We start from the raw sequence: 25562 nt of genomic DNA, 5'->3' as shown, positions 1-25562 counted from the left end.
ATTTTAAGGTTCGCGGTTCACGACCCGGTGCCCGATGGCAGACGTGCCAGCGCGGCAGCGACCTGCTGCTTGGCCGCGGCGGAGAGAGGCATGATTGGACGCGGAGGTTCGGCGCGGCAGATGTCGAGCAACTCGGCGAGCGCGTAGACTGTGCGCAGGCTGGAGACCTGTTTGAAGAGATCCCAGATTGGCGTCAATGCAGCGTCGAGGCGGCGTGCTTCGGCCGCATCGCCCGCCTGCGACGCCCTGACAATCTTTATGCAGACCTCGGGCAGGATGCCGCCCAGCACGCTGTACCAGGTGTCGGCTCCGGCGATCATGGCTTCGGTGGCGTTCCAATCGCCGCTGTAGCCGATCGAAAAGCCTTCCGGCACGATGCTCCTTTGCTCGGCCAGATGGCTCTCGATCGCGTCGCTCTTGCCGGTTGGATTCTTGATGGCGACGATCCCCGGCACCTTGGCCAGGCGGCCGACAAGTGCGGGAGTGAAATGGAAATGCGTCGTTGCGGGATTGTCGTAGATGACAATCGGAAGGCCGCTTTCGCGCGCCACGACCGAGAAATGTTCGAACACCTCGTCGTCGGTGAGCGGAGTGTACGAGACAGCCGCGAGCAAACCCGCGGCAGCACCGATGGCCTTGGCGTCCCGCGCAAGCCTTACCGCCTCATCGGTGCGCAGCGCGCCCACGCCGACCACGATCGGCGCCCGTCCACCGGCTTCCCCCAGCGCTGTGGTCAATACGCGGCGGCGTTCCCCGCGCGACAGATACATATAGCATCCAGTGCTGCCGAGAAGGCCGATGGAATCGACCTTTGCGGCGCAAAGCCGTTTAATCAGCTTGCGCAGGGCCTTGGTATCGATGCGGCCGTCACGATTAATCGGCGTGATGGGGAATGCGGAAAGCCCGCTCAGGAATGCCATTGCTTGCTCCAGATTTCTGCATGAGCGCGCCAGTGTCGGAAGCCAGGATGGCAACCGCCTGTCAGAGCACGTCCAGCGCCTGCCTCAGATCGGCGATCAAGTCACCGGCGTCTTCCAGACCGACCGAGAGACGCATCAGATCCTCGCCCACGCCATCGGCAAGATGAGCATCCTTGCGGATGCTTTTACGGGCACGTGTCAGACTGGCCGGATGGTAGATGAGGCTGTCAGCGTCACCGAGGCTGACAGCTCGGGTGATCAGGTTGAGCCGATCCATCATCGCGCGCGCGCCCTCGAACCCGGCGTGGAGACCGAAAGCCAACATGCCTGACCCTTTGGACATCTGCTTTCGGGCAATCGCCTGATCGGGATGAGAGTCGAGAAACGGGTAACTCACCCACGCCACGGCCGGATGAACCTCGAGCGCCTGTGCGACGGTCTGCGCGGAGGCACTGTGGCGTTCCATGCGGATCGTCAGCGTCTTGAGCCCGCGCAGAATCAAGAACGCCGACATGGGCGAGAGCGCTGCACCGGTAATGTAGCGCAGGCCCGTTTCGTGCAGCGTGTGGAGCGTTTTCGCGTCACCCAGGATCGCCCCGCCGAGAGCATCGCCGTGGCCATTGATATACTTCGTCAGCGAGTGGATCACGATATCGGCCCCGTGTTCCAGCGGCCGCTGCAGCGCGGGCGAGGCGAAGGTGCTGTCCACCGCGACCTTCACGCCGCACGCATGGGCGCGCTCGGCAACGGCTGCGATGTCGACGATGCGGCTTAGCGGGTTGACCGGGGTCTCGAAGAAAACAAGTCGGGTCCGGTCGGTGATCGCCGCATCGAGACTGTCTGGCTCCGACAGATCGACTTGAACGACCTTGATGCCAAAACGCGGGACCGCCTGTTCGACCATGGCGAGTGTGTTCGCGTAAAGGGTCTTGTGGACGATGAGTTCGTCGCCCTGCGACAGCAGCGACAGGATCAGCGTGCCGAAAGCCGCCATCCCCGAGGCCACGACCAAACCCGCCTCTGCCCCCTCCAGATTGGCGAGCCGTTTCTCGAGGATTTCCGTCGTCGGATTGTATTCGCGAGCGTAAAGCCTGCCGCCGAGCGCGGCAGCTGCTTCGTTCGCCTCCACGCTCTCGAAGCCGTATGTGGAGGTCAGGAAGACCGGAGGCTGGACCGCGTTCGAAAATCCGACCGGATCGTAGCCAAAATGGATTGCGCGGGTGGCGAAACTGAGGTCAGCGTCGCACTGCGACCGCTCCGCAGCATACATTTTGGTTTGATCGGTCGTGCGGGTCATCGGTCTGTGGTGTCCTCTTGGATTTTCGGCAGGATGCGCTCAGACTGGTTTATATGAAATGTCCAGTTGGTGATGATTGAAATGGTCCAGTCGCAAGATCCCGGTTCTGCTGGCCATGTGCACGCCATGGGTGCACGCCAGATTTACATGGCGCTTCGAGACCAGATTCTTGGCGGTGTTTATGACACCGGCAGTCAGCTGCCGTCGTCGCGGGGGCTGGCAAATGAACTCGGCGTTTCGCGAACGACCGTCACCGTCGCCTACGAGCAGTTGGCCGCGGAAGGCTTCATAGACGTCCGGCAAGGCGCACGACCTCGCGTTGCATCTTCGCTGATCGGTCACGAGGCGAGCAGCACCGTCTCAAAACGCGCCGGCCCGATTCATCTTTCCGCCTACGGCGAGAGACTGCGCGCCAATTTGCCTTGGCCCGATTACCTGCCCAACCGGTTGAAAGTGGATTTCCGATATGGCGACCTCGCGCCGTCCGATTTCCCGGCGCTGATGTGGAAGCGCGCCATGAACGCGGCGATGTCGCAACGCCCTGGGCGCCTGGCTTATGACGATCCGCGCGGATCGCTTCGCCTGCGACAGGCGCTGCAGGGATATTTGTGGCGCGCCCGAACCCTGAGCTGCGAGGTCGAGCAGATCATCGTCGCAAGCGGCTCGCAGCAGGGTCTCGACCTTTGCGCGCGCTTGCTGCTCGATCCTTCCGACAACTTCGTGGTCGAGGACCCGTGCTACAGGATGGCGCGCCAGGTCTTTGCCAGCACAGGCGCGAGGCCTGTTTCTGTCACAGTGGATGGAGATGGGATGAAGACAGAGCTGCTTGAGGGGATCACGGCGCGGCTGGCCTATGTCACGCCGTCGCATCAGTTTCCGCTCGGCGGCGTGTTGCCGGTCTCGCGCCGGTATCAGCTCCTCGAATGGGCTCGGCACAATGACGCCTATGTGATCGAGGACGACTACGATGGCGAGTACCGCTACGACATTCGTCCGGTGCCCCCGCTGCACAAGCTGGAGGACCGCAGTTCCGTCATCTATCTAGGCACGATCTCCAAGACGCTGTCGCCGATGCTGCGCATCGGCTACCTCGTGGTTCCGCCGGAATTGCAAGACGTCTTCGCGACGGCCAAGCAGCTTCTGGACAGGCATTCTCCGGTGGCGGAGCAGGAGGCCCTGGCCATGCTCATCGAAAGCGGCGGCTATGAAAGCCATGTGCGGCGCGTCCGCCGTCTGAACGGCGAGCGCCGGGAGACCCTGCTCGCCGCCCTTCGACGCGCGTTCGCAGACCGTATCGTCATCGAAGGCGCTGATGCCGGGCTGCATGTCGTCGTCTGGTTCAAGGACCTCCGTCGGTCATTGGAGGACGTGCTGGTTGAAGAGGCGCGACGAGAAGGCGTGGGTGTTCATTCAATATCGCCGCTCTACGGTCGGGAAACGGATGAAGGCCGCGCCGACCGGATCGGATTGGTGATGGGCTATTCCGCCTTGACCATCCGGCAGATCGAGAACGGCGTTCGATTGCTCACGGACGCTGTCGATCGGGTGAGAAGGAGCTCTCCAGACACTTAGGCTGCACGCAAGGTGCCGGCCGGCACGACGAACAAGCCTGACTTATGACGTTCGGCGATCTGCTGGACTGCCGACTGGATCAGGAAAAATCGCAAAAACTGGCTCTGTCAGTCAGGCCAGTGCGCAGGCAGAGGTTATCGTCGGATCAGGCTGTGACCTGCCACCGGAGCGCGGAAGCAGACATGGCGAACGGACATCTCGAGGAAGCAATCAAATCCGGCTGGAAGCTGGACGCCGCGACTGCTCTCATGGAGGGCGAAGAAGCATGACGTGGCAGGGAACGCTGCTCAACATCCATGTCGCGCCAGCCGCATCCTACGAAATGGAGGCGTTGACCGAGGCACAACTCGTTGCCGGGCGCGGCATTGTCGGGGACCGGTACTATCTCGGAACAGGGACCTACTCCCCGAAACCCGATGTGCGCGAAGTGACGCTGATTGAGGTCGAAGTCCTGGAAGCCATCGCGCAGGGCGAGCCGAGGATTCCGGGTTTCAAGGCCATGCTCGCGCCCGAAGATCACCGCCGCAACCTGACCACCCGAGGCGTTCCGCTCGGCCACCTCGTCGGCACGCGCTTCCGGATCGGGGAAACCGTCCTGCGGGCGGCGCGGATGAACTTTCCCTGCAGGTATATCGAGCAACTGCTCGGCATTCCCGATCTCTACGAGGGGCTTCTGAACCGCTCTGGCCTGAACTGCGCGATCGAGGTTGGTGGCGTGATCCGCCCCGGTGATCCGATTCTTCCAATGGACGAGTAATCGACATGGCCTCGCCCCGCATCATCATGAAGTTGACCGTGACCGCCGCCCGCAAGGAGCCAGGCGACGTCCTGGTCATCGACCTGAAACACCCGCGCAAACCTTTGCTGCCGCCCTTCGAACCGGGCTCTCACGTTGATGTTCACCTACCCGACGGGAAAGTGCGCCAGTATTCGCTCTGCGGCGATCAGACAGATCTGAGCCGCTACACAATCGCGGTGAAGCGCGAAGACATTGGTCGCGGCGGCTCCGCATGGATCCACGAGGCAGTGGCCGTCGGATGCACACTCCCGGTTTCTGCGCCTCGCAATCATTTTCCGCTTGCCCAATGCGAAGGGCCAACAGTGCTTTTGGCGGGAGGCATCGGGATCACCCCGATCCTGGCAATGGCGCGCGCCCTGGAGCGGCAGGGCAGGCCGTACGAACTGCATTACTTCACCCGCAGCCGAGCACTCACGCCTCTGTTGCCGATCATCGAGCGGGAGCTCGACCGTAGCACTGTGTGGCTGCATTTCGACGACGAGCCGCAGACCAGGCAGGAGCTTGAAGCCTTGCTCTCGACCCCTTCCTCCGACGCTCAGCTCTATTATTGCGGTCCGCCGGGATTCATGGCGGCCGTGGATAAGGCGAGCGCCGACTGGCCGGAAGGAAGCGTGCATTTCGAGGCTTTTCAGCCGCCGCAGCGCGACGACACGCCGCCCGAGCCCTTCACGATCATCCTTCGCGACGGGACAGTGGTTCCTGTCGCGGCCGATACGACGGCGCTCGCGGCGCTGCGCGGGGCGGGCGTGCTGCTCATGGCTTCGTGCGAGAACGGTGTCTGCGGGACCTGCGAATGCGGCATGCTGGAAGGCCAGCCGCTGCATCGCGACGCTGTTTTGTCCAAGGACGCTCGGACTCATCGTTTCATCCCATGTATATCGCGCGCAACCGGCGTGCTGAGGTTGGATCTGTGAAGACAGGCCTATCCGGAAGCACCGGTGCGATGCATCAGTTGCGGAGACTTGGATGACATCGAACTTCGCCTATCTCAGCCAGATCGAGCGCTGCGTCTCGTGGCTGGCCGCCTGGACGATCCACCACGCCAATCACGTGCGCGAAGGCGACGAGATCAAGGTTGGTGGCCACCAGGCCTCCTCCGCCTCTCTCGGCACGATCATGACCGCGCTCTATTACGCTGCGCTGCGTCCGCAGGACCGGGTGGCGGTCAAGCCGCATGCGGCGCCGATCTTCCATGCTATTCAGTATCTGTCGGGGAATCAGACGCGCGAGAAACTCGAAAACTTCCGCGGCTACAAGGGCGCCCAGAGTTATCCGTCGCGAACCAAGGACGTGGACGACGTCGACTTCTCGACCGGCTCGGTGGGCCTGGGGGTCGCGCAGACGCTCTTTTCTTCCCTCGTGCAGGACTATGTGTCCGCCCACGGTTGGATGAAGGGTCGGCCCGAGGGGCGCATGGTGAGCCTGATCGGCGACGCCGAGATGGACGAGGGCAACATCTACGAGGCCCTGATCGAGGGTTGGAAGCATGGGCTACGCAACTGCTGGTGGGTTGTGGACTACAACCGCCAGTCGCTCGACGCGGTCATCCGCGAAGGTCTCTGGCAGCGCTTCGAACAGATCTTCAGGAACTTCGGCTGGGACGTGGTCATCCTGCGTCACGCTCGCTGCAGCAGGCCGCCTTCGCCGAACCGGCTGGGGAGAAGCTGCGCGACTGGATCGAGCGCTGCCCCAACCAGCTTTATTCGGCGCTCACCTTTCAGGGCGGTGCAGCCTGGCGGAGGCGGTTGCTCGACGAGATTGGCGATCAGGGGCCGGTCACGGTCACCCAACTGATCGAACGCCGTTCGGACGACGACCTGCAGGCGCTGATGGCCAATCTGGGCGGCCACGACCTGCCAAGCCTTCTCGAAGCCTTCGAGGCGGCCTCGCAGCATGACCGGCCGGTCTGCTTCATCTGCTACACGATCAAGGGTTATGGCTTGCCGCTGGCCGGCCACAAGGACAACCATTCCGGCCAGATGACGCCCGCCCAGATGGAAGGCCTGCGCCAGCGGATGGGAGTCCGAACCGGCGAGGAATGGGACAAATGGGCCGCGGCCACGTTGCCTGCGGCAGAACTGGAGGCCTTCATCGCCCAGGCGCCGTTCTTCAGCGAGGGCCGGCGCCGGCTCACTGCGCCCGCGGTTCCGGTTCCCGCGGCGCTGCCCGCGCCGGCGCAGGGTGGCAAGCAGGTCTCAACCCAAATGGGTTTCGGCCAGATCCTGAACGAGATCGCGCGCAGTGAAACGCCGCTCGCCGAGCGCATCGTCACGACGTCCCCGGACGTCACGGTGTCGACCAATCTCGGCGCTTGGGTCAATCGACGCGGACTCTTCGCCCGCGAGAGCATGGCCGATACCTTCAAGGCCGAGCGCATCCCTTCAACCTACAGCTGGGAGTTCGGGCCCAAGGGGCAGCACCTCGAACTCGGCATCGCCGAATCCAATCTCATGATCATGCTCGGCGCGCTGGGGCTGTCGCATTCCGTGAATGGCGTGCGGTTATTGCCGATCGGGACCGTGTATGATCCGTTCATCTATCGCGCGGCCGATCAGCTGAACTATGCCTGCTACCAGGATGCGCGCTTTCTGCTGGTCGCCACCCCCTCCGGCGTGACCCTCGCCCCCGAGGGAGGTGCGCACCAGTCGATCGGCACGCCGCTGATCGGCATGGCGCAGGACGGGCTTTGCGCCTTCGAGCCGGCCTTCGTGGATGAACTTGCGGTGATCATGCGTTTCGCCTTCGACTACATGCAACGGAACGGCGATGGCGATCCCGATGAAACGACATGGCTGCGTGATCAGACCGGCGGATCGGTCTATCTGCGCCTGTCCACACGGCCCTTGGAGCAGCCTCATCGCGACATAGGTGTGGAACTGGCGCGCGACATCGTCAACGGTGCCTATTGGCTGCGCCCGCCCGGACCGAACGCCAGCGTTATCATCGCCTACCAGGGCGTCGTCGCGCCGGAAGCGATTGCCGCGACGGGTCTTCTGGCGGAAGACCGCCGCGATGTCGGGCTGTTGGCAATTACATCCGCTGATCGGCTCAATGCTGGCTGGCAGGCCGCGGAACGCGCCCGCCAGCGCGGTGCGACCGGAGCGCTGAGCCACATCGAGCGCCTGCTGGCGCCGCTGTCGCGCGATTGCGGGATCGTCACCGTGATTGACGGCCACCCCGCGACGCTGGCCTGGGTCGGCGGCGTGAACGGTCATCGCGTCAAGGCGCTGGGCGTCGAACATTTCGGTCAGACCGGCACGATCTCGGATCTCTATCGCCACCACGGGCTTGATGCGAATGCAATCGTCCACGCGGCGCAGGCTGTCAGTGCCGGACGCACCATTCGCTATCTGAAGTCGCTGCCTTGAGGCGATGCCAGAACTTTTGCGTAATCGCTACGGGGTACGTCTGAGCGGTGTCGATCATGCGGCATGGAACTTCTCTCCACGTGTTGGTCTCGTGGACTTGCGTGGGGCGGGCGAGTGGTCGCGTCGAGGCATCGGCGTGAGGGCATTCATCTCGAGGCTCCTTTGCTCATGCGCTGGAGACTCATTATGAAACGACGCTTTGGCCGCGTGTTCGAAACACGACTTTGGCCGTGAATCCCCAAAGTGCGCCTGCACCTCTGCGCCTGAATGGACTGGACTTCAACGGGCCCGGAGCGTCACATCGCGATCGCTGAAGCGCTGATCGGCCGACGGCGCGTCCACGCCGACTGGAGTGATCCTCGCGATCACCTGCGCGACCGCATCCGCCGCGCCGTCTCTCGCGGCCGTGCGCTCATGCATGTCGGGTATCGAGACGTCCTTGTTTGAGAAGCATATCAGGCGCTTCGTCAGCCGGCGAACAGCTCCTTGTAGCCGGTCGTAACCATCCAGTTCGCACGGTCGATATGGCTGCGAAGTGCCTTGCGCGCCCGGACCGGTTCGCGTGCCGGGTCGATGCCGAGAATGAGATCGGCCATCTCCTCTTCGCTGGCATTGTCGGCGCAGGCATCCAGGATCCGCAGGTAGATCGTGAAATGCTCCCTGTCGTAGCTCGTCAGGTTCTCCGCCCAGGGGACTTCGTCGCGCAGGGGTGAGCTTTGCTTCTCGTCTGTTGCCGTTGATCGATTCATGTCTGCCGCGAACCTCGCCCGTCGAGCGCCAGTATATCCCAAAATGGGATAATCCGAAACCGGGATTAGTCGCTGAGCCGGTCTTTACCCTGACCGGTTCGCCTGCATGCCCAAATCTCTTCGATCGCCCCGTCACCAGCGGTTTCTGACCCGGCTGATTTCGCTGCGCAAGGCCAAAGGCCTGACCCAGGCGCAATTGGCTGAGACGCTTGGTCGTCCGCAATCCTTCGTGGCCAAATATGAGGGTGGAGAGCGCCGTCTCGATGTCCTTGAGTTTCTCGACGTGACCGCGGCGCTTGACGCTGATGCGTGCGAGATTCTGTCCAGCCTGCGGTCCTAGCTGAGCGTCCGCGCGCCTGACGGCGCCCGCCGGGTGCTCGTGAACCGAGCCCGCTTTTCCTTCGCCAGGCTCAGGCGGTCTCGGCCATCTGGCTTCGCCCCCTGACGCGCGCAGCCTGTCGGCTGCCGACGGTCGCCGGCCGTCCGGCCGTCGCGGTCTGTCTGTTGGCCTTTCCCGGCGGCGCGCGGTGGGCGGCTCTCCCTTCTAGGCCAGCCGCGGCATCCCGCAACCCTGCGCTTGCGCTCCGGGTCCTCCTCTTCGTTCCGGTCCTTCGGATGCGGTCCGCCTTCGACGGCAGGCCTTTCCGGTCGCGACTCGCCGCCCACCCCGCTTCCGGGGAAAGGCGCGCGATTGGTGAGCGGAGGATGAAACGATGCGTGCAAACAGCAAACGTTCCGGCAGCGGAGAGGTTGGCGCGGGCAGGGGCGGGCGCGCGGGCGCCAGCCTCTATCAGGAGATCACCGACCGCATCATCGCCGAGCTGGAGCGCGGCACCGTGCCATGGGTCAAGCCATGGGGGAGCGCAAAGGCCGGCCTTGGGCTGCCGAGGAACGCGGCCACCCAGCGCGCCTATTCCGGCATCAATATCCTGATCCTGTGGGGCGCGGTGATCGAACGCAGCTACCCCAGCCAGAACTGGCTGACCTTCCGGCAGGCGCTTGGCCTTGGCGGCAACGTCAGGAAGGGCGAGCGCGGCACCACCATCGTGCATGCCGACCGCTTTGTTCCCAAAGACGAGAAGCAACGCGCCAAGGCCGATGGCGAAGAGCCACAGGCAGTGCCTTATCTGAAGCGCTTCACCGTCTTCAACGTCGCGCAGTGCGATAACCTGCCGGACCATCTTTACGCCGCCGCCGAGCCGCTGCCCGCGCGCGAGATCGTCCCGCAGGCCGAGGCGGTCATTCGCAGTAGCGGCGCGGATTTCAGGATCGGCGGCGATCGCGCTTTCTACATGCCGGGCAGCGACACCATCCAGGTGCCGCCGCAGCCGGCGTTCCTTCACCAGATCGACTACTACCGCACCTGCTTTCACGAACTCGGCCACTGGACCGGCCACCCGGCAAGGCTTGCCCGCGACCTCTCCGGCTCGTTCGGCTCCAAGGCCTATGCGCGCGAGGAACTGGTCGCCGAAATCACCGCCGCCTTCGTCTGCTCCAGTCTCGGCATCGAGCCGACCGTGCGCCATGCCGATTACATAGGCTCATGGTTGAAGGTGCTGCGCGAGGACAACCGCGCCATTTTCCGCGCCGCCAGCCATGCCTCGAAAGCTGCCGATTTCCTGCTTGGCCGTAACGCCGATGCCGAAGGCGCGGCGGACCTCCGGGAGATCGCGGCATGAGCGCGCCCGATCCCAATTCCGCGCAAGGCACAGAGGCCGCGCGCAACCGACCCGACCCGTTCCGACAAGGAGATTTACGATGATCCTGATCACCGATGAACTGCGCGCCCGGCTTCTCGCCAATGGCGCAACTGACACCGAAACCGACCATGTCCCGGTGGTAAAACTGTTCGATCCAACCGGGCCTGCGACCTGGCTTCTGACCGAACTCGACGCCGACGGCGACACGCTCTTTGGCCTTTGCGACCTCGGTTTCGGCTTTCCCGAACTCGGCAGCATCAGCCTTGCCGAGCTTGAAAGCGTCAACGGGCGGCTTGGCCTCGGCATCGAGCGCGACCTGTGTTTTCACGCGCGCTTTCCGCTCTCCGTCTATGCCGATGCCGCACGCAGCGCCGGCCACATCACCGAAGCCGAGCGGCTTCTGCGACAGGCAGCGGGCGCCCTTGCAAAGCCCCATTCCGAGATTCCGCCCGACAGGGCGGAACCAGCGCGCCGATAGGCGCAAAACGGTCCCCGCCGCGCCGGCCCTCGGCCTCAGCGGCGGGGACATCCCACCCGAAACGAAGGAGAAGACCCATGCAGCTTGCCCACATTGCCCTCGACAGGCTCAATATTTCCGCCGCCAACATGCGCCATGGCAAACGCGCGCCCGATATCTCCGACATCCTGCCGTCCGTGCGCGCGCGTGGCGTGCTTGTGCCGCTTCTGGTGCGCCCCAACGGCTCGGCGGAAAGTTTTGAGATCGTCGCCGGACGGCGGCGCTATTTCGCGGCCAGATCGCTCGCCGACGAGCGCGGCGAGGCCGACCCCTTGCCCTGCGCCATCATGGAAGACGGCGACGACGCCAATGCGCTCGAGGCCTCGCTGATCGAAAACATCGCCCGGCTCGATCCCGACGAGGTGTCGCAATGGGAGACGTTTTCGCGGCTCATCTGTCAGGGCCGCACCGTTGCCGACATCGCCGCGACCTTCGGCATCACCGAACTGATGGTCAAACGCATTCTGGCGCTTGGCGACCTCTTGCCCAAGATCCGCGAAGCCTACCGGCGCGACGAGATCGACGCCGAGACGGCGCGCTATCTCACCATGGCCTCGAAATCGCAGCAGAAGGACTGGCTGGCGCTGTTTGCCGATCCCGAACAATACACACCGCGCGGCTACCAGTTGAAGCTGTGGCTGTTCGGCGGCCAGTCCATCTCCACCAAGGTGGCTTTGTTCGCCATCGAGGATTACCCCGGCCTGATCGTCTCCGACCTGTTCGGCGAAGACAGCTATTTCGCCGATGCCGACCTGTTCTGGCAAAAGCAGAATGAGGCGATTGCCGCCAGACGCGACGCCTGTCTGGAAGCCGGCTGGTGCAAGGTGGTCGTGCTGGAGCCGGGGCAGCATTTCCACGCCTGGGATCACGAAAAGACGCCCAAGAAGAAAGGCGGCAAGGTCTTCATTGCGGTTTCGCATCGCGGCGAGGTCGAGTGTCACGAGGGCTGGCTTTCGCGCAAGGAAGCCCGCCGCGCCCGCGAGACGAGCGAGGGCGACGACAATCCCGAAACGCCCGCCAAGCCGTCGCGGCCGGAACTCACCGGCCCGATGCAGAACTATGTCGATCTGCATCGCCATGCCGCCGTGCGCGCCGCCATGCTCGACCATCCCGCCGTGGCGCTGCGCCTGATCGTGGCGCACGCCATCGCCGGTTCCGGCCTCTGGCAGGTGCGGCCCGAGCCGCAGCGCGCGGCCAATGAGACCATCGCCGCAAGCCTTGCCGGCTGCAAGGCCGAAGCCGCTTTCGCCGAGAAACGGCGCGCGGTCCTGGCCCTGCTCGGCTCGCCGGACGAGGATGGCAGGGTCGCCGGCGGCAATGGCGACGCCTTCGCTCTCGCCAGCGTCTTCGCCCGGCTTTTGACGCTCTCGGAGGATGACGTCATGCGCGTCCTGGCCATCGTCATGGCCGAGACGCTCGAAGCCGGCAGCGCCGTCATCGAGGCGCTCGGCAACCATCTGAACGTCGACATGGGCGCTTGCTGGCAAGCCGACGACGCCTTCTTCGATCTGCTGCGCGACAAGGAAGTCGCCAATTCGATGCTCGCCGATGTCGGCGGCAAGCGTGTCGCGGACGGCAATGTCGCCGAGATGGTCAAGACGCAAAAGAAGATCATCCGCGACTTGCTTGCGGGCGAAAACGGGCGCCAGAAGATCGAGACATGGCTGCCGCGCTGGATGAAATTCCCGGCCGAAAGCTACACCGATCGAGGCGGCTTCCGCATCGCCGACCAGTGGGCACGCGTTAAGCCGCTGTTCGCCTCCAAATGAGTCAATCAAGCCCGAGCGGCGGTTCTCTCAAGTGCCGCCGCTCTGGCGTCCGGGCGCCAGCATGCTGACTGACGGAAGCGCGTCAGCGGCAGTCATTTATGACGATTGCGCCGGGATGCCATCAAAATCCCACTGTCAGATCTGCCTTGATGCTGTTCTCGCTCACGTCGCGCGAAAACTGGCCGGCGTAGGACAGGCCGACCTTCGCGTTGGCAACGATGCCGACGTCGAAGCCCGCCTCGACGACAAGTGCGTCCCTGGACGCATGCAAAAATATACCCAAGAGTGACCGTCAGGACCTCAGTTCGTTTCCATGGGACGCTGGATAATCTGCTTTCCAGCAGCAGAGCCTAGGCTGCGGCAAGCCTGGGTGTCTTTACGATGGGAGCCCAACGACCTATATTGTTCTTCACAAGGAGAAGAATTATGGGCGCAGCTGCTCGCATCTATACCCCCGCAGAGGCGGCCGCCGTCAGCGGGATCGGCATCAAGGCCGTTCATAATGCGATAGACAAACGCATTGTCGACACGGTTCCAAGCGCTGTCCGACGCGCCGGCGGGATCGTCCGACGGGCATTGACCGGTGAGGATTTGCTGCGGCTCAAGCTCTGGTATGGCGTGGGGGCGACACTTCCCGCTGATCGCCGCCACCGCCTGTTCGAGGAAATCAAGGCTGCTCCAACTGCCAAGACGGTAAGGGCTGACGACCTGCTGATCATCGACGTCGCCGAGGCACGTAAACAACTCGAAGCGCGCATTGTCGATCTCGATGAGGCGGATGCCGCCATCGGCCGCGTTAAAGGGGTGATGGGCGCAGAGCCCGTTTTCAAAGGAACCCGCATCCCTGTTCGCATGATCATGACCATGCTCGCGCAAGGCGCGGACGAAGCGGAGATTCTGGAGGGATATCCCAAGCTGACGCCGCGGATGATAGAACTCGCCAGGATATGGGTTGCCGCTCATCCGGTTCGCGGGCGGCCCAAGAAGCTTTCCGAGCAGGGCGTGAAAATAAAGTCGTCGAAGAGCGTGGTCTTGAAGGGCGACCCACGTCCGTCGGTCAGGTCGAGGCGCGTGTGACCTCGTGAGGTTTCTGATCGATGAGTGCCTGCACACGTCCCTCGTTGCGGTAGCCCAGGAACGCGGACATGAAGCAAACCACGTCACCTGGCTTGGGCTAAGCGGCGAAACCGACTGGGACCTCATGCCCCTCATTGTCGAAAGGGATTTCACCTTCGTCACCAACAATGCCAAGGACTTCAGGAAGCTTTATGACAAAGAACCGGTTCACGCCGGCCTTATCATCGTCGTCCCTCAGGTCGGGCCGGAAAAGCAGAGAGAGCTCTTCGATGCAATTGCTGGCCTTAGCGCGCTGAGGCCATGAGCTCACACGTCGCCAACGCCCATAAACGCGACCAGGTCAAGGAACCAATTAAGGCAGCCCCCGGAACTGATCTTTTCGCCGCGCCGGATCGCCGACGAGGCGACCTGGGGACGCACGCGATGATGGAACGGTGACACAAGGAGCAGGAGCGTTCAGGCAAGGCATGGAGGATGCAGCAGCACTATTCGTACAGTTGGGCGCGGCCTCACCATTTCTGCGCTCGGTTTGTTTCCCGGCTTTGACTGCCCTCGTACAGATTGGTTTTCTAGGCCGCAGCCTGCTGCCTTGGCGATGTCTCCGGTCTAAACAAGCGGGTGTCGGGGAGTATCATTATGCCATCAGTTCTTGTGTGACATGAATTGCCATCAGCGGTGTTTCATGTTTGCTGGGTCTATGTCACGTCCTCGCTTGCTGCCCGAAAAACGTTTCCCAACCTATGCGTACCTGCCTGGCAGACATCCGCATCCGGTGCGCGATCCCTTGGGCCATAGTTACCAAAACGAGCCGGTGACCGTCGCCGTTGAGGAAGCGCTAGGCTCGGATGTATTTCGATGGGGAATCGACCTTTTCAACCACGGTTATTACTGGGAATCTCATGAGGCTTGGGAGCCTCTTTGGCACGCTGCGAAACAAAGCACTCAGCATCGCGTGTTCTTCAAGGGATTGATCCTGTTGGCGGCGTCAGGGGTGAAAATCCGCGAGGGAAAGCGGGTCGCTGCCGCGCGCCATGCGGCAAGAGCTGCAGGGCTTTTTCGTCAAATAGTGAGGGGGCAAAACGGGCTCTTTGAGGCCGCGCTCGGCATGCCACCTGCCGCGCTTGCAGAATATGCCGATGCGGCCACAACTTCCCCGGTTGTTTTGCCGGAGCCGATGCCTGGCCAGCCTGTGCCCGTTTTCGAGTTCATACTCACACCAAAATCCGAGAGTGTTTGATCGGCAACCCAGTCCGTTCTAGCCAGCATCGTCAGCGGGTAGCGGACGTTGATCGCAGTCCTGTTAAAAGCCACTAACCTCGCGGCCAGCCTAGAACAACACGCATTGCGTCGGCTCGGGCATCAGGTGATCATCTCCGACTTGTTCGGCGAAGACAGCTATTTCGCTGATGCCACCTGTTCTGGCAAAAGCAGATAGAACAAGCGATTGCCGCCAGACGCGGCACGTCCATGCCGCCGTGCGCGCCGCCATGCTCGACCATCCCGCCATGGCGCTGCTCCTGATGGTGGCACACGCCATTATCGGTTCCGGCCTTTGGCAGTGCGGCCCGAACCGCAGCGCACAGCTGACGACACGATCGCCGCAAGCCTTCCGGCTGCAAGGTCGTAGCTTCATTCGTCGAGAAGAAATCAAGCCCGACGGCGGCTCTTTCGAGTGCTGCCTCCTGGCCCCGTTCTCGGGCGGCATCGGCCGCATTTTTTTTCGTGTTTCAGACGTGCACCGCGCGAGAAATCCCGCCCCGACCGAGGCTATGCGGCAGCCGTGCATCACGGCCGGGGATGGTTACCGAGGCGCCCAGCACATGGACATATCTGTCGCTTGGGCAGGTCTCAGTGCGTCGGCGGACCCGGCACCTGCATTGCCGCCTGCTTGTCGTGCTCGCCCGATCGCGCGGCCTGTCTCCATGCTCTCGTCAAGGACCATTTCCCCGCGGCTGGCTTGTCGACCTATGGACGGGTCCGACCGCCCGAAACCCTCGCGGCCAGCTTTTTCCCCGCCGCCTGCGGCGGCTTCCTCGCGCCGCTTCGCTTCAAAAAAGCTGCCCGCTCGGGTCCTCCGCTGCCGCTGCGTCCCTGTCGGGTTCGGGCGCTCGGACGCGCCCATCACGGTCCGCCATCGCAGGGGAATGGTCCCCGGCGACAGCAAAAGGAGACTTTCAAATGACCGCGATCGGTTATGTCACGAAGCAGGAAAACGGCGGCTACAAGGGCCAGCTCAAGACGCTCAGCGTCCGCGCCGACATCGACATCGTGCCCAATCAGGCCAAGAGCGCGGAAAACCATCCCGACTTCCGGGTGCTGACTCAAGGGGTCGAAGTGGGTGCGGGCTGGATTCGCACCGGCGAGACCTCCGGCAAGGGCTATGTGAGCCTGTCGATCGCAGCCCCCGAGTTCGGTCCGCGCAAGCTCTACGCCAATCTCGGCCGCGCCGCCGGCCAGGACGATGACGACACCTACGCCATCATCTGGAACCCCGTCGACTGAACTGTTGACCTCGGGCCTCGCGCCGCAACCGGCGCGGGGTTCCTCCATTTCCAAGCAGGTCCGCCCGAAGGGGCGGCGAAAACTCTCCCCCGACTCTTCGCCCGTCCCCACGACGACCTTGCTGGCCGATCCTCGCCTGCGCCTTTCCGAGAGCGAAACGAGGATCATCATGGACGACGAAAACGAACGCGCGGCCTGCGCCAAGAAGGGCAGCCCGTTTCTCAATACCGCGCAAGCCGCCTTCTATATCGGCCTGTCCCAGCGCACGCTGGAGAAGATGCGGCTCAAAGGCGGCGGCCCGAAATTCCGCAAGCACGGCCGCTATGTCCGCTACCACATCGACGAGCTCGACGACTGGTCGAAGGGACAGCCGCAGGACTCTGCTCCCGAGGATGGCGAGGTCACTTCCGGTTCCGCCGGCGAGGGGGGCGCCCATGAGCCGGCGCCCTTCCATCCGTTTGATCGGCAGCCGTCTGCGGCGCCTTCGAGCGCGCAAAACGATCGCGGTTGCCACGATTGGCCTCGGCCTGATCTGCTTCGCCGCCTTCGTCAGACCAACCCCTTGGCTGGTCTGGAACGCCTCGGCCAGCGCGCCGGTCGGCCTTTATCGTGTCGCGGCTGGATCACCCGCGCGTGGCGACCTCGTGCTCGTCCGCCTGCCAAAATCGGTCGCCGATCTCGCCGCCGAACGCGGCTACCTGCCTCGCAATGTGCCGCTGGTGAAGGGCCTTGCCGCGCTCCCCGGCGAGCATGTCTGTGCCTTCAATGACGCCATCATCATCGCCGGTGAGATCGTCGCGCGCCGGCTGACAACCGACAGCCAGAGCCGCCCACTGCCATGGTGGAGCGGGTGCCGAAATCTCTCTGATGACGAGGTGTTCCTGCTTGGCAGCGAGGCAAATCGCTCCTTCGACAGCCGCTACTTCGGGCCGGTGCCGGCCGCAAATATCATCGGGAGGCTCGTGCCGCTATGGACCGATTGACCCTCCTGATGCTCGGCATGATCGCTATTGCGCCATGCGCCTGTTCCGCCTCGACCGGCGCTGAGCCGCTCGTCATCTCCCGTGATCCGCAGCTTGGACGATGGCAGGCGTTCACAGCGGAAGCAAGCAGACGCTTCCGCATTCCCCAAGCCTGGATTCACGCCGTCGTGGATGCCGAAAGCAGCGGCAAGACCATGCTCGATGGGCACCCCATCACCTCACGCGCGGGGGCGATGGGCCTCATGCAGGTGATGCCTGGCACCTATGAGAACATGCGTGCCGAATACAGTCTGGGACCTGATCCGCACGATCCGCGCGACAATATTCTGGCCGGGACCGCCTATCTGCGCGCCATGTATGACCGCTTCGGATTCCCAGGCCTGTTTGCCGCCTACAACGCAGGACCCGAGCGTTACGAAGACCATTTGAAGCGTGGCAAGCCGCTGCCGAAGGAGACCATCGCCTATCTGGAACAGCTCAAGGCGACGGGGATTTCGGCCGCCGACATGAACGAATTCAGGGGCGAATCCGCGACTCCAAAGGGAAGAAACGCGCACTCCGGACGCTCGCTCTTCTTCCTTCATGATGGTGTTCGCGCCGGCGAAAGCAACGACGATCTCTTCGTGCCGCTCGGAAAAGATGGCGCGCGGTTAACGAAGCCGGATCGCTGCAATGTGCGGGTCAGGCGCGTCCTGGAGGGGAGGCGCGTAAGGCAAGATAGAGGCACCGCCTCCACGAGGCGGGCAAGTGTTTGTCTGCACATCGTTTTCCCAAGAGGCTACCAGGGGCTCCAGGAGGCTAGGTCCCTGCGAGTGACCGATTTTGACTCTGCTACGGCCGGAGGCCGGGCATGCAGGACGACGAGTTCCGACCGAAGCTCGGGAAAATAGGCGCCCGCGGCTCCAAGTCCGGCAAACGCTATGCCGGCCAGCTCCGTGCGGCGATCAACAGGGCCGGCGGCCGGACCCAGCGCGGCGGTCGCTTCACGGGGAGCCGGGCAGGGCGCGGCGGGGCGGCCGCCGTGCTGCTCAGATCCCGCGACCGATATGCCGCCTTTCGCCAGCGTCGAGTCGTCGTCAAGGCCAGGATCGTCAAGCTCGCCGGCAAGGGCGCGGTCGGGGCGCGAGCGCATCTGCGCTATTTGCAGCGCGACGGCGTCACACGCGAAGGTCAAGCTGGCGAGCTCTACGGCGCCGACAGCGACCACGTCGACGGCAAGGCGTTCACCGATCGCGCGGACGGCGATCGCCATCAGTTCCGCTTCATCGTCGCACCCGAGGACGGCATCGAGTATAACGACCTTAAGCCGCTGACTCGACGCCTGATGGCGCAGATGCAAGAAGACCTCGGCACCAAGCTCGACTGGGTCGCGGTCGACCATTTCAACACCGGCCATCCACACACGCATATCATTGTGCGAGGCAAGGACGATCGCGGCGAGAATCTCATCATCGCGCGCGAGTATATTTCGAGTGGCATCCGCGAGCGTGCCGCCGAGCTGGTCAGCCTCGATCTCGGTCCACGCACCGACCGCGAGATTGAACAGCGTCTGCGCCGGGAAATGGAGCAGGAGCGCTTCACCAGCATCGACCGGCGGCTGCTCAGCATGCGCGATGATGACGGACTTGTCTCGCCGGACGGTCGCGACGCCTTTCGCCAAACGCTGCACCAGGGCCGCCTGCGCAAGCTCGAGCGCATGGGTCTGGCCGCGGAGGTCGGCGCAAGCCGATGGCGCCTCGACCATGACCTCGAAGCCACACTGCGTCGTGTCGGCGAACGCGGCGACATCATCAAGACCATGCATCGCGAGCTGACCGGCAAGGGTCTCGCCCGCAGTGCCGCCGACTGGGTGATCCACGATCGATCAGGACAGCTCGCCCAGCCTGTCATTGGCCGCGTCGTCGCACGTGGGCTCGCTGACGAGATCAATGACCGGCAGTACCTGATCGTCGACGGCGTGGACGGGAAGAGCCATTGGATCGACATCGGCAGAGGCGAGGCGGTAGAACCGGTGCCCGACGGCTGCATCGTGCGTGTCGCGCCGAGGAGCACCGAGCCCAGACAGGTCGATCGCATCGTTGCCGACATCGCCGCCGCGCATGGCGGTCGCTACAGCATCGACATTCATCTGAAGCACGACCCATCTGCCACCGAAAGTTTTGCCGAAACCCATGTTCGCCGGCTGGAAGCCATCCGCCGCGCGACCGGTGGCGTCGAGCGCGAGCCGAACGGCACCTGGCTCGTCGCGCCTGACCATCTCAAGCGCACATCGGAATATGAACGCCAGCGGGCCAGGGCCGAGCCTGTCGTCGTTGACAAGCTCTCGTCAATGCCGCTGGAGCGACAGGTCCGCTTTGAAGGCGCCACCTGGATCGACCGGGAGCTGGTTGCGGAGAGACCGGCGGCGTTCCGCGACTCTGGGTTCGGGCGTGAAGTCCAGGAGGCGCAAGCCCGTCGGCGGCAGTGGCTGATGGCGCAAGGCCTCGCGCATGAAGAGCAGGATCAGATCGTTTACCGCGCCAACAAGCTTTCGATGTTGCGCCAGCGCGAACTGAACCGTGTTGCCGGGCAGCTGTCGGAGGGGCTTGGACTGTCTTATGTCGAAGCCCGACCTGGAGAACGAGTAGAGGGTAGGCTCAGTCGCTCCGTCGAGCTTGCCAGCGGAAAATATGCCGTCGTTGAAAAGTCGCGCGAGTTCACACTGGTGCCATGGCGGCCGGTGCTCGAGCGGCACATCGGCAAGGAGGTATCCGGGATCGTGAGCGGGGAGGGGATTTCATGGACGATAGGTCGGCAGAGGAGCGGGCCAAGCGTGTCATAGTGGCGCCCTCATCACGAGCACAAGCCGCGGCCCTGGGATCGGAGATATCCGCGTCTGCTTAGGCGGCGGAGACACCGCTTAGCTGTTCAACACTCTTGCCGTATTTGCGCCTGTAAGCGGCAATGAAATCGCCGTCGCTACAGATGCAGCGGCCGCTGGAATCTTTGGCCTTCGGATCGTGCAAGTGGGAGCTGAGGGGGCGCAGAAGATTCACCCGAGTGCTCGTCGTCGGGCTCAGGGGAAAACCCGCACTATGTTTGACCAGCTCCGCGGCAAGCATAATCCCGGCAAGCGCTGACTGAAAGGCCATTGGAACCACGGTTCGAACGCGGCGACTTCCATCACTGAGCTGGAACACCAAACCGCCGCAGATAGCCTGCTGATAAAAGGAGCGCAGGGGCTGGCCAACAAACGGGGCGAGCGGCTCAAAGGGGACCGCCATCGCTGTAGCCACTCGAGCTACAAAGTCGTCAGGAACTCCGGCATTGGTCTGCAGCAGCGTTTTCACCTGCTCGTGTGCATCCGGTAGTCCGAGTTCCTCGGCAATCAGCTGGTGCTCGTCCTTGGATTTGCCGGACGGCATGTACATGCAACAAAGGCAAGCTTGGCCGTCATCGAACCCGTGCCGCGAGATGCCGAGGTCGTGCTCCTGAGTCCAGGCATTCGCGATCCATCGGGGCAGAGCACCTTGGACCGCCAGACGGTCGGCGGCGGTGTCAAGCGCCACACCCACTCGGTCGAAGACCCAGTCGCCGCGGCGCGCAACATATTCTGCCCACTTCAGCGGATGCGCCTCGACCTCGAGTGCGGTCGATCGAAGGGCGGTGGTTGCAAGGACCGCCTTGGACATGCCGACCTCTGCCTGGCCAGCCAATACGTAGCGCTGCAGGTTTGAGAGCTCGATCGTTTCGTGATCGACTACATGCAGCCGACCCGAAAGGCCGTGTTGCTTCGCCAGGGTCCAAAGCGAGCCATGGCCTATCGCGCCCAGCCCAACGAAGTGCATTTCACCAAAGTCGACACTAAACTCGGCCGGGCCTGCGTCGCCTGCTTTGGTCTTGTTATAGCTGTATAAGGAGAGGTCGATGTTTTCGTCCAACTTGGCGCCGGTCAGCTGGGCGGCGAAGATCGTTCGAAAGACGTTGGCGGCAGCGAAGCAACTGGCGGCGCCAGCTCCATACGGCAGCAAACTCGAGCCAGAGCCCACAGGGTCCGTATGCGAGAGCTTTGCTGCCCAGCCGTCCGATCCAATGAACAAGGTTGGGCACCGAAGTGATGGGCGCGTCGCCCCTGCAACGATGCCGACCGTCGCGAACTTGCCGGAACGCCGGATGCCGATTCTTGGATTGATCGACTTTGCCAGGCGCTCTAGCGCTTGGGCTTGAGAACTCGCTGCGCTGTCCAAGGGGAGTATTGCCAGAACCGGATAGAGTCTGGCGAGCAACCTCACCGCAAGATCCAGCGTCGCCTGGCCTTCGGCGCACGAGGCCGCCTGATTGTCGAAAGCGATGGCCACGACCTGCTTTTCGAGAGCTGCCTTGAAGTCACCCAGATGAAAGTCGGTCAGGACCTGAGATGCTGCCGTAGCAGCGCGGTCGATGAAATTAGCAAGGGTCATCGTCAGCTCGTTATCGTGATCATTCGCATCAGGGCTGCGGACGCGACCTCATTCCAGTTCGCCTTCGCGTCAAGTCGATAGACAGCGACGCGAGCAAGATCGAAAGGCTCGCGCGCGAAATTCGGCACCACCAGCGACAGGCACCCCACCGTGGTTGCTATCGCGTAGGCGTCATCGGTCGTCGAATGGTAGGCCCGGCCCGGATGGCTATGGATCTGCGCCAGGAGCGTCAGGCCACGTCTGTAGAGCCAAACATTGAGCCGGTGCAATTCTTCGGCAGGAACCATCACGCATACGCCGTCGCTCGTCCGGATGTGACGTTGCGCCGGGATAACAGTTTCTGTTACGGCAAAGTGCTGTTCTTGCTGAACGCCGACCCAGAGCGCCATGCCTTCATAGCCCTGCTGTCCAACCGAGCGCAGATGCGCCTGTACAGCGGACACACAGTCTCGGGGGAGGTCAACTGTTCTGACGGCCTCCAGAGCGGTCATTCCGGGATGGCTGGCAGGGGTGCTGCCAGCCCCACCACTGAAATTTGGAGCTGAAGCTGCTCTACTGGAGTGAGTCCGTATTTGATTATTTGGTACAGGATGAAGGCCAAACAGCCTTCTCCAGAACCCCGGTGGAGAAGCCATGAATCACCTGAATGGGCTGGATTGTCGTGGTATTCCCGCACGCCTGCCATGCACAGGAAGGGCGCGTGTTCCATACTATTGGCCTGGATGAAGTCCGTCAGTTGCACGGTGTTCTGCGGCAAGACCGGTACAATCTCCGTTGGGGGTCCGGGTAGCGACGACCGTCTCAGCATCTTAAGCTGTAGATCCTTGCGGGCAATCGGCTGGCGCCTAAATGGGTCGACGAAGACCACCGACGGAGGTCGGAGATCGTAATTGGAAAAGTCGATCTCGACAGCTGCACCGATTACCTGTGGCTTTAACTTCGGCGGCGCAAAGATGAAGAAGGCGCTTGGGAAGACTGCCTCGATCAGGAAGCATCCCTGCGCCCGATAAACACCCGCTTGTCCAAGGAACCAGCCGATCTCCCGATCGAATTTCGCTCGGGAGACCACAGGATCGACAGTTTGGGGTTCAGGCACCTGCGACGCCTGCCTTCAGGCTGAGGTACAAGGTCACGGGATTCGCAAAACCGAAATCGCCAACTTTCTTGTCGACGTCGAGCAAGTTGCCAGCCTCATCTTTGAATTCCCAATTCTCGGCCGGTTGGGCGACGTTCTGCGTGTTTTCAAGGGCTTTGGTACGAACGACGTGCAGCGGCTGGTTGGGATTGGCTTCGACCTGCGTGGGCTGGCCGTTCACCACCACTGTAATCTCGATCTTGCCTGGCCCGCCCCCGTGATTATCGCCCTTACCAGAATCCTTCGACATCGTCCTACTCCTGTGGCTTGCCAACCGGCCCCAGGCCCTTGTGCCCACCTGCTAGTGAGACCGGCGATCTTCAATCGTCCACCGGCGCCACGGGCCGCGAGTACGCGAAAGACAGGGGATAAGCTACCGAATCGGTGCTACCTTCTTTTATGCGTGACTTGAACGGCAAGTAAACGGGCTGAAATCGCTCTTCACAACTATAATCGATTAGAGCAATGCGAAAATATTGGCGCCACGCCTATTCATGTTGCTCTTTCATGCGCTGCTCCACTGGCCGCGCGCAAAATTGACCCACCCCGCGCAAGTCCGCCGACCGGTATGATTTCAGGTTCGATTGAGTGGGCGCTGTGATGATTTGGCTGGGGCAGCTTCTGGCCGCTGCAATCTTGACGGAGGGTTCATAGAATAGGCAATCACGCGGGATTTAGAGTTGGTGATCCGGGCTCGGCCTCTTCGAAAGGTGTCTCGGAGCAGGTCGCCGTGACCAGCTCCGTACCGCGATAGTCGCGACGAGAAGACGGGGGACGTGAGTGGCTGCACCGAACCGTCGTCCGGGTGTCCCGAAGATCGACGTTAGCCGGCTAACTTATTTCAAGTGGAAGGAGCAGAGTTAAACAACTGATAATGCAACATTATCGATCGTTTTATGTCACCGACACGCGCGGCGGTTTTGTCCATTGCGGCTTGCGCAAAGCGCCGTCATGATTCATCGTGCTTCGATGATTCTGCGTCCCAAATCCTCTCCGCGCCACTACGCCACGCTTGCCGGCGCCCCGTCGATCGCGCCGACGGCAACGGTGCCGGCTTGGCTGCGCCGCGCCATCCCGGATGCGCAAAGCCTTGCAGCACAAAACCTTGAGGACATTGCCATTTCAGCAGGCGCCGCCATCGGCGCGCTTGACGCGGTGGTCCGCCGGCAGAAACGGTGGGCCGGTGCCTGGCGGCAGCGGCTGGCGCTTTCGGCCGCCGCTGTCACGGCAAAGCAGGCTGGTCGCGTCGAGGATGAAGCGGCGCTGTGCGACGCCGTGCTGCTCACACGACCGGGCGATTTATTGTCCGTCGGTCCCGCCGGGCTTTTGCTGCTCGCCTGGCGCCGGCTGGCAGCCCGGCCAGGGGACGAATTGCTGACGGAGAAAAACCTCGCTGCGGTGTTGGAAGAGTTCGGCTACGCCCCGGATGATGAGGCGGTCAGCGATCTGACGGACGATCTCCGGCAACTCGCGGCCGGCGCTGGCATGGTCGCAACGCTGACCGGAACATTCATGGCCGCCGAACGCCACGGCTTCCCGCGCGCCGTCGGCGCATGGCTCGCCGACGTCCTGCTGGCGCAACGGCTGGGTTGGGCACACGCGGTGCCGCTGCTGGGCGCCGGTGCGGCCTTGGGCACAAGTGCCCGCCCGCTTCGATTGGCAGCCAGCTCTGTGGCGACAAGCATCGAGACAAATCCTGAGCGTGCCAAAAGTCTGCTTGCCGCGCAGGCACGCGCTGCGCTGCGCGCGATTGATCTTTCCGCTGAACTCGAGCGCCGCGCCGACCGGCTGCTTGCGGTTGCGCCGAAACTTAGGGCCAAAGCGGCGGATGCTGTTGTCGAAAAGCTGCTGTCCGACGACGCAATCGTCGCATCCGAAAAGATTGCCGGCATGAGCGACCGCGGATTGCGCCGCTTGTTCGACCGGCTGGTCGAACTCGACGCTGTGCGTGAACTGTCCGGTCGTCCGACCTTTCGCATCTACGGGCTGTGAGGATCATGGCGGAGGCTGCGCGCAGGCGAGGGGAGAGCCGGTCAGGCGACCGTCTAGCACCTGACCGCCTGTTTGATCGGGAGCTGGATCATCTGCCGCCGGAGGCAAGGTGGCGTGAGTGGATGCATCGGGTTGAGGCAACCATTTTCGCTGCCAGTGAGCCCGTTGGCCGTGAAAGGCTCGCTCGGATCGTCGGCAAGAGTTGCAGCATCGATCTTTTGATCGACGATATCCGCGAAGAACTGCGCGGCCGTCCCTATGATCTGGTCGCCGTCGCCGGCGGCTGGAAGCATCTGACCCGGCCTGCCTATGCCGACGCCATCCGTGCCGCGGTCGGCGGCAACGAGCGAACCGTGGATCTGACACAATCTGAAGTGTTGGTGCTGATGTGTGTGGCGTACTTCCAGCCGATCACCCGCGCCGCGCTTTCTTCCTTCTTCGGCAAGGAGATCAGCCGCGATCTCATCGGTCATCTGCGCGGCGCGAAACTGATTGCGTCCGGTCCGCGCAGCCCGACGCCCGGCGCGCCCTATACCTATGTCACGACAAAAGAATTCCTGTTGGAGTTCGGTCTCGACACGCTGCGCGACCTGCCGGATTTTGAGGCCCTGGAAGACGCCGGGCTGTTGTCGAAAGAAAAGCTGTTGGCAGGCGACATTCCGGCCGCATTGGCCGATGGTGAGAGCGAAAGTGCTGTCGGCTATGGTGAGGAAGCACTATTGGACGAAGCAAGCTCGGAGTGA

27 protein-coding genes and 2 pseudogenes are annotated in these 25562 nt (G+C 62.9%); 20 read left to right on the top strand and 9 right to left on the bottom strand.

The genetic code is table 11. The features are described from left to right. Window positions 1-17 precede the first annotated feature (17 nt). Window positions 18-920, bottom strand: a complete 903-nt coding sequence (locus AC56QQ_RS30250; RefSeq protein WP_497124438.1) for a dihydrodipicolinate synthase family protein — start codon at window positions 918-920, stop codon at window positions 18-20. A 61-nt stretch (window positions 921-981) separates the two neighbouring features. Continuing rightward, complete coding sequence (locus AC56QQ_RS30245; RefSeq protein WP_489863627.1) at window positions 982-2190, bottom strand: trans-sulfuration enzyme family protein; 1209 nt, start codon at window positions 2188-2190, stop codon at window positions 982-984. Between the two features lie 99 nt (window positions 2191-2289). Between AC56QQ_RS30245 and pdxR the strand changes: the two genes are divergently transcribed. From pdxR to AC56QQ_RS30215, 6 genes and pseudogenes are all read left to right on the top strand, one after another. Further along, window positions 2290-3789 (top strand): MocR-like pyridoxine biosynthesis transcription factor PdxR, encoded by a 1500-nt coding sequence (pdxR, locus tag AC56QQ_RS30240; protein WP_497129173.1) that lies wholly within the window; start codon window positions 2290-2292, stop codon window positions 3787-3789. 44 nt (window positions 3790-3833) lie between these two features. Then, window positions 3834-4058, top strand: a complete 225-nt coding sequence (locus AC56QQ_RS30235) for a hypothetical protein (protein WP_489859650.1) — start codon at window positions 3834-3836, stop codon at window positions 4056-4058. Then, entirely contained in the window at window positions 4055-4546 is a 492-nt protein-coding gene (locus AC56QQ_RS30230; RefSeq protein WP_489859651.1) for an MOSC domain-containing protein, read from the top strand. Before AC56QQ_RS30235 ends, AC56QQ_RS30230 begins: the two co-directional genes overlap by 4 nt. 5 nt (window positions 4547-4551) lie before the next feature. Further along, window positions 4552-5502, top strand: a complete 951-nt coding sequence (locus AC56QQ_RS30225; protein ID WP_489859652.1) for a PDR/VanB family oxidoreductase — start codon at window positions 4552-4554, stop codon at window positions 5500-5502. Between the two features lie 52 nt (window positions 5503-5554). After that, window positions 5555-7956, top strand: a pseudogene (locus AC56QQ_RS30220) (thiamine pyrophosphate-binding protein). Window positions 7957-8223: 267 nt separating this feature from the next. Beyond that, on the top strand, window positions 8224-8403 hold the full coding sequence (locus tag AC56QQ_RS30215; protein WP_489859654.1) for a DNA -binding domain-containing protein: 180 nt from the start codon (window positions 8224-8226) through the stop codon (window positions 8401-8403). A 20-nt stretch (window positions 8404-8423) separates the two neighbouring features. On the opposite strand, the gene AC56QQ_RS30210 is transcribed toward AC56QQ_RS30215, so the two are convergent. Then, window positions 8424-8705: a DNA -binding domain-containing protein gene (locus tag AC56QQ_RS30210; protein WP_489859655.1), complete on the bottom strand. Its 282-nt coding sequence runs from the start codon at window positions 8703-8705 to the stop codon at window positions 8424-8426. Between the two features lie 106 nt (window positions 8706-8811). On the opposite strand from AC56QQ_RS30210, the gene AC56QQ_RS30205 reads away from it, so the two are divergent. The 4 genes from AC56QQ_RS30205 to AC56QQ_RS30190 all read left to right on the top strand — a co-directional run bounded on the left by AC56QQ_RS30205 (window position 8812) and on the right by AC56QQ_RS30190 (window position 12691). Beyond that, complete coding sequence (locus AC56QQ_RS30205) at window positions 8812-9045, top strand: helix-turn-helix domain-containing protein (protein ID WP_489859656.1); 234 nt, start codon at window positions 8812-8814, stop codon at window positions 9043-9045. Between the two features lie 373 nt (window positions 9046-9418). After that, entirely contained in the window at window positions 9419-10384 is a 966-nt protein-coding gene (locus AC56QQ_RS30200; RefSeq protein ID WP_497124436.1) for an ArdC family protein, read from the top strand. A gap of 79 nt (window positions 10385-10463) precedes the next feature. After that, window positions 10464-10883 (top strand): DUF2958 domain-containing protein, encoded by a 420-nt coding sequence (locus tag AC56QQ_RS30195; protein ID WP_497100555.1) that lies wholly within the window; start codon window positions 10464-10466, stop codon window positions 10881-10883. Between the two features lie 77 nt (window positions 10884-10960). Continuing rightward, window positions 10961-12691 (top strand): ParB/RepB/Spo0J family partition protein, encoded by a 1731-nt coding sequence (locus AC56QQ_RS30190; RefSeq protein WP_497124435.1) that lies wholly within the window; start codon window positions 10961-10963, stop codon window positions 12689-12691. A 121-nt stretch (window positions 12692-12812) separates the two neighbouring features. On the opposite strand, the gene AC56QQ_RS30185 is transcribed toward AC56QQ_RS30190, so the two are convergent. Beyond that, complete coding sequence (locus AC56QQ_RS30185; RefSeq protein ID WP_497124434.1) at window positions 12813-12962, bottom strand: hypothetical protein; 150 nt, start codon at window positions 12960-12962, stop codon at window positions 12813-12815. 155 nt (window positions 12963-13117) lie between these two features. Here AC56QQ_RS30185 and AC56QQ_RS30180 point away from each other — a divergent pair, with 155 nt between their 5' ends. The 3 genes from AC56QQ_RS30180 (at window position 13118) to AC56QQ_RS30170 (ending at window position 15005) form a co-directional block, all read left to right on the top strand. Continuing rightward, complete coding sequence (locus tag AC56QQ_RS30180) at window positions 13118-13768, top strand: DUF433 domain-containing protein (protein WP_497124433.1); 651 nt, start codon at window positions 13118-13120, stop codon at window positions 13766-13768. Window positions 13769-13772: 4 nt separating this feature from the next. Beyond that, window positions 13773-14072, top strand: a complete 300-nt coding sequence (locus AC56QQ_RS30175; RefSeq protein WP_489859665.1) for a DUF5615 family PIN-like protein — start codon at window positions 13773-13775, stop codon at window positions 14070-14072. A gap of 408 nt (window positions 14073-14480) precedes the next feature. Continuing rightward, window positions 14481-15005 carry a DUF309 domain-containing protein gene (locus AC56QQ_RS30170; RefSeq protein WP_497100556.1) on the top strand — a complete coding sequence of 175 codons (525 nt, stop codon included), beginning with the start codon at window positions 14481-14483 and terminating at the stop codon, window positions 15003-15005. 90 nt (window positions 15006-15095) lie between these two features. Here AC56QQ_RS30170 and AC56QQ_RS30165 read toward each other — a convergent pair whose 3' ends face one another. Next, complete coding sequence (locus AC56QQ_RS30165) at window positions 15096-15275, bottom strand: hypothetical protein (protein ID WP_489859667.1); 180 nt, start codon at window positions 15273-15275, stop codon at window positions 15096-15098. A gap of 671 nt (window positions 15276-15946) precedes the next feature. On the opposite strand from AC56QQ_RS30165, the gene AC56QQ_RS30160 reads away from it, so the two are divergent. The 5 genes and pseudogenes from AC56QQ_RS30160 (at window position 15947) to rlxS (ending at window position 20074) form a co-directional block, all read left to right on the top strand. Beyond that, a complete protein-coding gene (locus AC56QQ_RS30160) occupies window positions 15947-16270 on the top strand; it encodes a DUF736 domain-containing protein (protein ID WP_111547709.1) in 324 nt (107 codons plus the stop codon). Next, window positions 16230-16568, top strand: a pseudogene (locus AC56QQ_RS30155) (hypothetical protein); the annotation flags it as partial. The gene AC56QQ_RS30160 and the pseudogene AC56QQ_RS30155, both read left to right, overlap by 41 nt. A 136-nt stretch (window positions 16569-16704) precedes the next feature. After that, window positions 16705-17253 (top strand): S26 family signal peptidase, encoded by a 549-nt coding sequence (locus AC56QQ_RS30150; RefSeq protein WP_489859669.1) that lies wholly within the window; start codon window positions 16705-16707, stop codon window positions 17251-17253. Next, on the top strand, window positions 17241-18143 hold the full coding sequence (locus tag AC56QQ_RS30145; RefSeq protein ID WP_497124432.1) for a lytic transglycosylase domain-containing protein: 903 nt from the start codon (window positions 17241-17243) through the stop codon (window positions 18141-18143). The genes AC56QQ_RS30150 and AC56QQ_RS30145 overlap by 13 nt, the downstream gene beginning before the upstream one ends. Next, entirely contained in the window at window positions 18104-20074 is a 1971-nt protein-coding gene (gene rlxS, locus AC56QQ_RS30140) for a relaxase/mobilization nuclease RlxS (RefSeq protein ID WP_489859671.1), read from the top strand. Before AC56QQ_RS30145 ends, rlxS begins: the two co-directional genes overlap by 40 nt. 58 nt (window positions 20075-20132) lie before the next feature. On the opposite strand, the gene AC56QQ_RS30135 is transcribed toward rlxS, so the two are convergent. The 4 genes from AC56QQ_RS30135 to AC56QQ_RS30120 are packed head-to-tail and all read right to left on the bottom strand — an operon-like array spanning window position 20133 to window position 23077. Then, the gene (locus tag AC56QQ_RS30135) at window positions 20133-21692 is read right to left on the bottom strand and encodes an E2 ligase fold family C protein (RefSeq protein WP_489859672.1); all 1560 of its coding nucleotides are present in this window, start codon (window positions 21690-21692) and stop codon (window positions 20133-20135) included. 2 nt (window positions 21693-21694) lie between these two features. Continuing rightward, a complete protein-coding gene (locus AC56QQ_RS30130) occupies window positions 21695-22135 on the bottom strand; it encodes a Mov34/MPN/PAD-1 family protein (RefSeq protein WP_489859673.1) in 441 nt (146 codons plus the stop codon). Window positions 22136-22179: 44 nt separating this feature from the next. Continuing rightward, window positions 22180-22788 carry a putative metal-binding protein gene (locus tag AC56QQ_RS30125; protein WP_489859674.1) on the bottom strand — a complete coding sequence of 203 codons (609 nt, stop codon included), beginning with the start codon at window positions 22786-22788 and terminating at the stop codon, window positions 22180-22182. Then, window positions 22781-23077: a DUF2604 domain-containing protein gene (locus tag AC56QQ_RS30120; protein WP_135919096.1), complete on the bottom strand. Its 297-nt coding sequence runs from the start codon at window positions 23075-23077 to the stop codon at window positions 22781-22783. The genes AC56QQ_RS30125 and AC56QQ_RS30120 overlap by 8 nt, the downstream gene beginning before the upstream one ends. 719 nt (window positions 23078-23796) lie before the next feature. On the opposite strand from AC56QQ_RS30120, the gene AC56QQ_RS30115 reads away from it, so the two are divergent. Then, window positions 23797-24819 (top strand): DUF1403 family protein, encoded by a 1023-nt coding sequence (locus AC56QQ_RS30115; protein WP_489859675.1) that lies wholly within the window; start codon window positions 23797-23799, stop codon window positions 24817-24819. 5 nt (window positions 24820-24824) lie between these two features. Continuing rightward, window positions 24825-25562, top strand: a complete 738-nt coding sequence (gene scpB / locus AC56QQ_RS30110; RefSeq protein WP_489859676.1) for an SMC-Scp complex subunit ScpB — start codon at window positions 24825-24827, stop codon at window positions 25560-25562.

Source organism: Mesorhizobium sp. RCAM 05099 (genome assembly GCF_059683685.1).
This window is presented reverse-complemented; position numbering and strand designations above follow the sequence as displayed.

Coding starts and splice junctions, on each gene's coding strand:
- AC56QQ_RS30250 (WP_497124438.1), bottom strand. CDS start 920: ATGGCATTCCTGAGCGGGCTTTCCGCATTCCCCATCACGCCGATTAAT.
- AC56QQ_RS30245 (WP_489863627.1), bottom strand. CDS start 2,190: ATGTATGCTGCGGAGCGGTCGCAGTGCGACGCTGACCTCAGTTTCGCC.
- pdxR (WP_497129173.1), top strand. CDS start 2,290: ATGATTGAAATGGTCCAGTCGCAAGATCCCGGTTCTGCTGGCCATGTG.
- AC56QQ_RS30235 (WP_489859650.1), top strand. CDS start 3,834: ATGACGTTCGGCGATCTGCTGGACTGCCGACTGGATCAGGAAAAATCG.
- AC56QQ_RS30230 (WP_489859651.1), top strand. CDS start 4,055: ATGACGTGGCAGGGAACGCTGCTCAACATCCATGTCGCGCCAGCCGCA.
- AC56QQ_RS30225 (WP_489859652.1), top strand. CDS start 4,552: ATGGCCTCGCCCCGCATCATCATGAAGTTGACCGTGACCGCCGCCCGC.
- AC56QQ_RS30215 (WP_489859654.1), top strand. CDS start 8,224: ATGGACTGGACTTCAACGGGCCCGGAGCGTCACATCGCGATCGCTGAA.
- AC56QQ_RS30210 (WP_489859655.1), bottom strand. CDS start 8,705: ATGAATCGATCAACGGCAACAGACGAGAAGCAAAGCTCACCCCTGCGC.
- AC56QQ_RS30205 (WP_489859656.1), top strand. CDS start 8,812: ATGCCCAAATCTCTTCGATCGCCCCGTCACCAGCGGTTTCTGACCCGG.
- AC56QQ_RS30200 (WP_497124436.1), top strand. CDS start 9,419: ATGCGTGCAAACAGCAAACGTTCCGGCAGCGGAGAGGTTGGCGCGGGC.
- AC56QQ_RS30195 (WP_497100555.1), top strand. CDS start 10,464: ATGATCCTGATCACCGATGAACTGCGCGCCCGGCTTCTCGCCAATGGC.
- AC56QQ_RS30190 (WP_497124435.1), top strand. CDS start 10,961: ATGCAGCTTGCCCACATTGCCCTCGACAGGCTCAATATTTCCGCCGCC.
- AC56QQ_RS30180 (WP_497124433.1), top strand. CDS start 13,118: ATGGGCGCAGCTGCTCGCATCTATACCCCCGCAGAGGCGGCCGCCGTC.
- AC56QQ_RS30165 (WP_489859667.1), bottom strand. CDS start 15,275: ATGGCGGGATGGTCGAGCATGGCGGCGCGCACGGCGGCATGGACGTGC.
- AC56QQ_RS30160 (WP_111547709.1), top strand. CDS start 15,947: ATGACCGCGATCGGTTATGTCACGAAGCAGGAAAACGGCGGCTACAAG.
- AC56QQ_RS30150 (WP_489859669.1), top strand. CDS start 16,705: ATGAGCCGGCGCCCTTCCATCCGTTTGATCGGCAGCCGTCTGCGGCGC.
- AC56QQ_RS30145 (WP_497124432.1), top strand. CDS start 17,241: ATGGACCGATTGACCCTCCTGATGCTCGGCATGATCGCTATTGCGCCA.
- rlxS (WP_489859671.1), top strand. CDS start 18,104: ATGCAGGACGACGAGTTCCGACCGAAGCTCGGGAAAATAGGCGCCCGC.
- AC56QQ_RS30135 (WP_489859672.1), bottom strand. CDS start 21,692: ATGACCCTTGCTAATTTCATCGACCGCGCTGCTACGGCAGCATCTCAG.
- AC56QQ_RS30120 (WP_135919096.1), bottom strand. CDS start 23,077: ATGTCGAAGGATTCTGGTAAGGGCGATAATCACGGGGGCGGGCCAGGC.
- AC56QQ_RS30115 (WP_489859675.1), top strand. CDS start 23,797: ATGATTCTGCGTCCCAAATCCTCTCCGCGCCACTACGCCACGCTTGCC.
- scpB (WP_489859676.1), top strand. CDS start 24,825: ATGGCGGAGGCTGCGCGCAGGCGAGGGGAGAGCCGGTCAGGCGACCGT.